The sequence below is a fragment of the Pseudokineococcus marinus genome, from assembly GCF_013004605.1.
GTDB lineage: Bacteria > Actinomycetota > Actinomycetes > Actinomycetales > Quadrisphaeraceae > Pseudokineococcus > Pseudokineococcus marinus.
Genome location: NZ_JABEMA010000177.1, coordinates 1 through 6,504, shown reverse-complemented (window position 1 = coordinate 6,504; position 6,504 = coordinate 1). Strand labels below are relative to the sequence as shown.

At 77.4% G+C, this 6,504-nt stretch carries 6 protein-coding genes; all 6 read right to left on the bottom strand.

Features of this window, described 5'->3' with window-relative positions:
- Positions 1-1,602: sensor histidine kinase (locus tag HLB09_RS11300; protein ID WP_322790142.1), on the bottom strand; the 1,602-nt coding region annotated here is incomplete at its 3' end.
- A gap of 91 nt (positions 1,603-1,693) precedes the next feature.
- On the bottom strand, positions 1,694-2,311 hold the full coding sequence (gene kdpC / locus HLB09_RS11295) for a potassium-transporting ATPase subunit KdpC (RefSeq protein ID WP_171203474.1): 618 nt from the start codon (positions 2,309-2,311) through the stop codon (positions 1,694-1,696).
- Between the two features lies 1 nt (position 2,312).
- Positions 2,313-4,460, bottom strand: coding sequence for a potassium-transporting ATPase subunit KdpB (kdpB, locus tag HLB09_RS11290; RefSeq protein WP_171203473.1), 2,148 nt, complete (start codon positions 4,458-4,460; stop codon positions 2,313-2,315).
- Positions 4,457-6,121 carry a potassium-transporting ATPase subunit KdpA gene (kdpA, locus tag HLB09_RS11285; RefSeq protein WP_171203472.1) on the bottom strand — a complete coding sequence of 555 codons (1,665 nt, stop codon included), beginning with the start codon at positions 6,119-6,121 and terminating at the stop codon, positions 4,457-4,459. Before kdpA ends, kdpB begins: the two co-directional genes overlap by 4 nt.
- Positions 6,118-6,207: a K(+)-transporting ATPase subunit F gene (gene kdpF, locus HLB09_RS11280; protein ID WP_171203471.1), complete on the bottom strand. Its 90-nt coding sequence runs from the start codon at positions 6,205-6,207 to the stop codon at positions 6,118-6,120. Before kdpF ends, kdpA begins: the two co-directional genes overlap by 4 nt.
- A complete protein-coding gene (locus HLB09_RS11275; protein ID WP_171203470.1) occupies positions 6,204-6,389 on the bottom strand; it encodes a hypothetical protein in 186 nt (61 codons plus the stop codon). Before HLB09_RS11275 ends, kdpF begins: the two co-directional genes overlap by 4 nt.
- Between the last annotated feature and the right edge of the window lie 115 nt (positions 6,390-6,504).

Genomic DNA, 6,504 nt, shown 5'->3' with positions numbered 1-6,504 from the left:
GCACGCGCCGCCGGGGCCGCGGGCCAGGACGGCCGCGCCGCGCTGCCCGAAGAGCTCGCGCACCCGCTCCAGCAGCGCCGGCAGGGCGTCCTGGCCGCGCAGGACCGAGCCGGCGAGCGCGGAGAGGACGTCGGACTCCGCGCGGGCCCGCAGCGCCTGGGTGGTGCGGCGGGCGGCGAGGTCGACGACGGCGGAGACGGCGAGGGCCACGGCCACGAGCACGGCGATGGCCAGGGCGTTCTGCGGCCGGGCGATCGTCAGCGTGTACAGCGGCGGGGTGAAGAGCACGTTGGCGAGCACCCCGCCGAGCAGGGCCGCGAGCACGGCGGGGCCGAGGCCGCCGACGATGGCGACGCCGACGGTCAGCGCGAGGAAGAGCAGCAGGTCGATGGCGAGGTCGAGCTGCCCGCGCGCGAGGTGCAGGCCACCGGCGAGGACGAGGGGCCCGAGCGCCGCGAGCGCCCAGCCCCAGGCGCGCCGCCGGGGCGCGAGCAGCGCCCGGCGGCCGCGGGCGGTGCGGGCGCGGCCGGCCTGGGCGTGCGTGACGATCTGGACGTCGATGTCGCCGCTGTCGCGGACGACGGCGGCGCCCACGCCGGGGGAGAGGGCGGCGGCCACGCGGCCGCGGCGGCTCGCACCGATGACGACCTGGGTGGCGTTGACCCCGCGCGCGAAGTCGAGCACCGCGGCGGCGACGTCGTCCCCGACCACGGCGTGCCACGTCCCCCCGAGCGACTCCACGAGGCGGCGCTGGCGGGCGAGGCTGTCGGGCGCGGCGCCCGCCAGGCCGTCCTGCGCCGACACGTGCAGGGCCACGAGCTCCCCGCCCGGGCCCCGGCCGGCGATGCGCGCGCCCCGGCGGACGAGCGCCTCGCCCTCGGGGCCGCCGGTGAGGGCGACGACGACGCGCTCGCGGGCGGCCCACGGCGTCGCGATGCCCTGGTCGGCGCGGTAGCGCACGAGGGCGGCGTCGACCCGGTCGGCCACCCACAGCAGGGCCAGCTCGCGCAGCGCCGTGAGGTTGCCGACGCGGAAGTACTGGCTGAGGGCGGCGTCGACCTTCTCGGCGGCGTAGACGTCGCCGTGCGCCATCCGGCGGCGCAGCGCCTGCGGGCTCATGTCGACGAGCTCGACCTGGTCGGCCGCGCGGACGACGGAGTCCGGCACCGTCTCGCGCTGGCGCACCCCCGTGATCGTCGCGACGACGTCGGCCAGGGACTCCAGGTGCTGGACGTTGACCGTCGTCACGACGTCGATCCCGGCGTCGAGCAGCGCCTCGACGTCCTGCCAGCGCTTCTCGTGGCGGGAGCCCGGCGCGTTGGTGTGGGCGAGCTCGTCGACGAGGGCGACCTGCGGGGCGCGCGCGAGGACGGCGTCGAGGTCCATCTCCTCGAGCCGGGCCCCGCGGTGGTCCACGACGCGGCGCGGCACCACCTCGAGGTCGCCGACCATCTCCGCCGTCCTCGCCCGCCCGTGGGTCTCGACGAGCGCGACGACGACGTCGCCGCCGCGGTCGCGGCGCCGGCGCCCCTCGTCGAGCATCCGGTACGTCTTGCCGACGCCCGGCGCCGCGCCGAGGTGCACCCGCAGCGAGCCCCTCACCCCGTCCTCCTCACGGGCCGATGGTCCCGCGTCACCGGGCCCGGCCGCGCCGGGGCTCGCCCGGGGCCCCGACGCGGGCTCGGACGCGGGCTCACCGCACGGCCGCCGGCCCGGCGGCGTCCTCCAGCGCGACGTTGAGGGCGAGGACGTCGACGACCGGCTCGCCGACGAAGCCCAGCGCCCGGCCGCGGCTCGCGCCCTCGACGAGCGCGCGCACCTCCGCCTCGGCCAGGCCGCGCTCGCGGGCCACGCGGGGCACCTGCAGCGCCGCGTACTCCGGGGACACGTGGGGGTCGAGGCCGGAGCCCGACGACGTCACCGCGTCCGGCGGCACGGCCGCGGGGTCGACGCCCTCGCGAGCGGCGACGGCCGTGCGCCGCTCCTCGACGAGGGCGAGCAGCTCCGGGCTGCTCGGCCCGAGGTTGGACGCCCCGGAGGCGAGCGGGTCGTAGCCGTCGCCGGCCGCGGACGGGCGGGGGTGGAACCAGGCGTCGCCGTCGGGCCCGTCGGGCACGGCCTGGCCCAGCAGCGCGGAGCCGACGACGGCGCCGTCGACCCGCACGGGCGAGCCGTCCGCCCGCTCGGGCACGAGGCGGCCGGCGAGCAGGACGGCGCCGGGGTAGGCGACGCCGAGCAGCAGCGTCAGGGCGAGCAGGAGGCGCAGGCAGGCGCCGGCGAGGCGCAGGGGCGCGGTGGCGCGTGCGGGCATGTCAGCCGATCCCGGGGAGGAGGGAGAGGAGCAGGTCGAGGGCCTTGATGCCGACGAAGGGCGCCACGACGCCGCCGAGCCCGAAGACGAGCAGGTTGCGGCGCAGGAGGGACGAGGCGTCGGCGGGCCGGTACCGCACGCCGCGCAGGGCGAGCGGGATGAGCGCGACGATGACGAGCGCGTTGAAGACGACGGCCGACAGGACGGCCGACTGCGGCGTCGCGAGGTGCATGACGTCGAGCGCCTCGAGGCCGGGGAAGAGCCCGGCGAAGAGGGCGGGCAGGATCGCGAAGTACTTGGCGACGTCGTTGGCGAGGCTGAAGGTCGTCAGCGCGCCGCGGGTGATGAGCAGCTGCTTGCCGATGGCCACGACCTCGATGAGCTTCGTCGGGTCGGAGTCGAGGTCGACCATGTTGCCGGCCTCCTTGGCGGCCGACGTGCCCGATCCCATCGCCACGCCCACGTCGGCCTGCGCCAGCGCGGGAGCGTCGTTGGTGCCGTCGCCCGTCATGGCCACGAGGTGCCCGCCGGTCTGCTCGGCGCGGATCCGCGCCAACTTGTCCTCGGGCGTGGCCTCGGCGATGACGTCGTCCACGCCGGCCTGCCGGGCGATCGCGGCGGCGGTCACGGGGTTGTCGCCGGTCACCATGACCGTCCGGATGCCCATGCGGCGCAGCTCGGCGAAGCGCGCGGCCATGCCCTCCTTGACGACGTCCTCGAGCTGCACGACGCCGAGGACGCGGGCCGGGGCGCCGTCGGCGCGCTCGGCGACGACGAGCGGGGTGCCCCCGCGGCGGGCGACGTCCTCGACCGCGGCGTCCACCGCGGGGGAGGCGCCGCCGCCCTCGGCGCGCACCCAGGCGAGCACCGAGGCCGCGGCCCCCTTGCGCACGCTGCGCGCGCCGCCCGGCGATCCCGGCCCGAGGTCGACGCCGCTCATGCGGGTCTGGGCGGTGAACGGCACCTCGACGAGGTCCCCCTCGGCCGCCGTGGCCCGTGCGCCCGGGGCGTCGTCGTCGCCGGCGTCCACGAGCGCGACGACGGACCGGCCCTCCGGCGTCTCGTCGGCGACGCTCGCCAGCCGTGCCGCCGCCGCCAGCTCGTCGGCGCCGACCCCCGGCGCCGGCAGGAGCGCCGTCGCCCGGCGGGCGCCGTAGGTGATCGTCCCGGTCTTGTCGAGGAGCAGGACGTCGACGTCCCCGGCCGCCTCGACGGCGCGCCCGGACATCGCGAGCACGTTCCGCTGGACGAGCCGGTCCATGCCGGCGATGCCGATGGCCGACAGCAGCGCCCCGATCGTCGTGGGGATGAGGCACACGAGCAGGGCCACGAGCACGACGAGCGGCTGCGCCTGCCCGGAGTAGGCGCTGAAGGGCTGCAGCGTCACGACGGCGAGGAGGAAGACGAGCGTGAGCGAGGACAGCAGGAGGTCCAGCGCGCGCTCGTTGGGCGTCTTGGCGCGGGAGGAGCCCTCGACGAGGGCGATCATCCGGTCGAGGAAGGACGCGCCCGGCTCGGCGGTGACGCGCACCACGATCCGGTCCGAGAGCACCGTCGTCCCCCCGGTCACCGAGGACCGGTCGCCCCCGGACTCCCGGACGACGGGCGCCGACTCGCCGGTGACGGCCGACTCGTCCACCGAGGCGACGCCCTCGACGACGTCCCCGTCGCCGGGGACGACCTGGCCCGCCTCGACGACGACGAGGTCGCCCACGTGCAGCTCGGGGGCGGCCACCTCCTCCTCGGTGCCGTCCGCGCGCAGCCGCCGCGCCGTCGTCGTCGCGCGGGCGCGGCGCAGGCTGTCCGCCTGCGCGCGGCCACGGCCCTCGGCGACGGCCTCGGCGAGGCCCCCGAAGAGGACCGTCGCCCACAGCCACGCGGCGACGAGGACGGCGAAGACCGAGGGGTCGAGCACCGCGAGCACGGTGGTGGCGACCGAGCCGACCCACACGACCATCATCACGGGGTGGCGGACCTGGTCGCGCGGGTCGAGCTTGCGCACCGCCGTCGGCAGCGCGGCGAGGAGCTGGCGCGGGGAGAAGGACCCGGCGCCGACGCGGCCGCCGCCCGAGGGCCCGCCGGCCTCGTCGTCGGGGGCGGCGCCCCGCGGCGCACCGGGGGCGGGCTGGACGGGGGTGGTGGTGCTCACGAGAGGGCCTCCGCGAGGGGCGCCAGCGCGAGGGCCGGCACGAAGGTGAGCCCGGCCACGACGACGACGACCACCGCGAGGAGGACGCCGAAGACGGGGGAGCGGGTGGACAGGGTGCCGGCGCCCGCGGGCACGGCGGTCTGGCGCGCCAGGGAGCCGGCGAGGGCCAGCACGAGGACGACGGGCACGAAGCGGCCGAGGAGCATGACGACGCCGAGGGCGGTGTCCTGGTACGTCGTCGCCGCGCCGAAGCCGGCGAAGGCCGAGCCGTTGTTGTTCGCCGCCGAGGCGTACGCGTAGAGGACCTCCGACAGCCCGTGGGGCCCGGCGTCCTGCACCGACGCCCCGACGAGGGCCGGGACGCCGGCGGTGAGCGCGGCGCCGACGAGCAGGAGCGCCGGCATCGTCAGCACGGACAGGGCCACGAGGACCATCTGCCGGGGGCCGATCTTCTTGCCGAGCAGCTCGGGGGTGCGCCCGACCATGAGGCCGGCGAGGAAGACCGCGACGACGGCGAGCACGAGCATCCCGTAGAGCCCGGAGCCGACCCCGCCCGGCGTCACCTCGCCCAGCATCATGTTCAGCAGGAGGACGCCGCCGCCCGCGGCGGTGTAGGAGTCGTGGAAGCTGTTGACGGCGCCGGTCGACGTCGCCGTGGTCGAGGCCGCGAAGAGGGCCGAGAGGGCCTCGCCGAAGCGGACCTCCTTGCCCTCCATCGCCGCCCCGGCCGCCTGCGGCGCGAGACCGCGGCCCGCCGTCTCGGCCCAGGTGACCGCCGTGACGGCGAGCAGCCACAGCCCGCCCATGACGGCGAGGAGCAGGTGCCCCTGGCGGCGGTCGCCCACGAGGCGGCCGAGCGCCGCCGGCATCGAGAACGGGATGAGCAGGAGCAGGAAGACCTGCAGGAGGCTCACCCACGCGCTCGGGCCCTCGAAGGGGTGCGCCGAGTTGGCGTTGTAGAAGCCGCCGCCGTTGGTGCCGAGCTCCTTGATCGCCTCCTGCGAGGCGACGGGCCCGCCGACGAGCGTCTGCTCGCCGCCGGTCAGCGTCGTCACGGTGGTGGGTTCGGCGAGGTTCTGGACCACGCCGCCGAGGAGCAGGACGAGCGCGGCGACGAGCGACAGGGGGAGCAGGACGCGGACGCACGTGCGCACGAGGTCGGCCCAGAAGCTCCCCAGCCGGTCGGTGCGCGAGCGCGTGAAGCCGCGCACGAGCGCCACGGCGACGCTGACGCCGACGGCGGCGGACAGGAAGTTCTGCACCGCGAGGCCGCCCGCCTGCACGAGGTGCCCCATGGCGGTCTCGCCGCTGTAGGACTGCCAGTTCGTGTTCGTCACGAAGGAGACGGCGGTGTTCCACGCCGTCGGGGCCGGCACGCCGGGCAGCCCGAGGGCGAGCGGCAGCGCGGCCTGCACCCGCTGCAGCCCGTAGAGGAGCAGCACCGAGACGGCCGAGAGGACGAGCACGGAGCGCGCGTAGACGGGCCAGCGCATGTCGGCGTCCGGGTCGACGCCCGCCACGCGGTAGACGGCGCGCTCGAGCGCGAGGTGCCGGGTGCTGCTCAGGCTCCGCGCGATCCACGCGCCCAGCGGACCCTGCGCGGCGAGCAGCGCGGCGACGAGGACGGCGACCTGCAGGGCGCCCGCGGCGGCGTCGCTCACGACCGGTCCGCCCGCAGGAGCGCCGCGAGCAGGTAGCCCGCCAGCACGAGGGCCACGAGCAGGGCGACGACGTGCTCGGCGCTCACGAGCGCCGGCCCGCGGTCTCGAGGGGGGCCCGGTCCGCTGGGGCCCGGTCCACTGGAGCCGCGTCGCCGGGGTCGGGCGTGAGAGGGGTGCGGTCGAGGGTGAGCGCCTCGAGGCCGCGGACGAGGAGGAGCAGGGCGGCGAAGCCGCCGAGCGTCAGGAGCACGTAGGCCGCATCGGCCACGGGGGACCTCCGGGGAGGACGGGAGCGGGCGCCGGCGCGGGGCGCGCCGGCGCCGCCGACCCTGCTCCCGGGGCGCCCCGCCGGCCGCCGTCCTGACGCCGTCCTGACGCGTGAG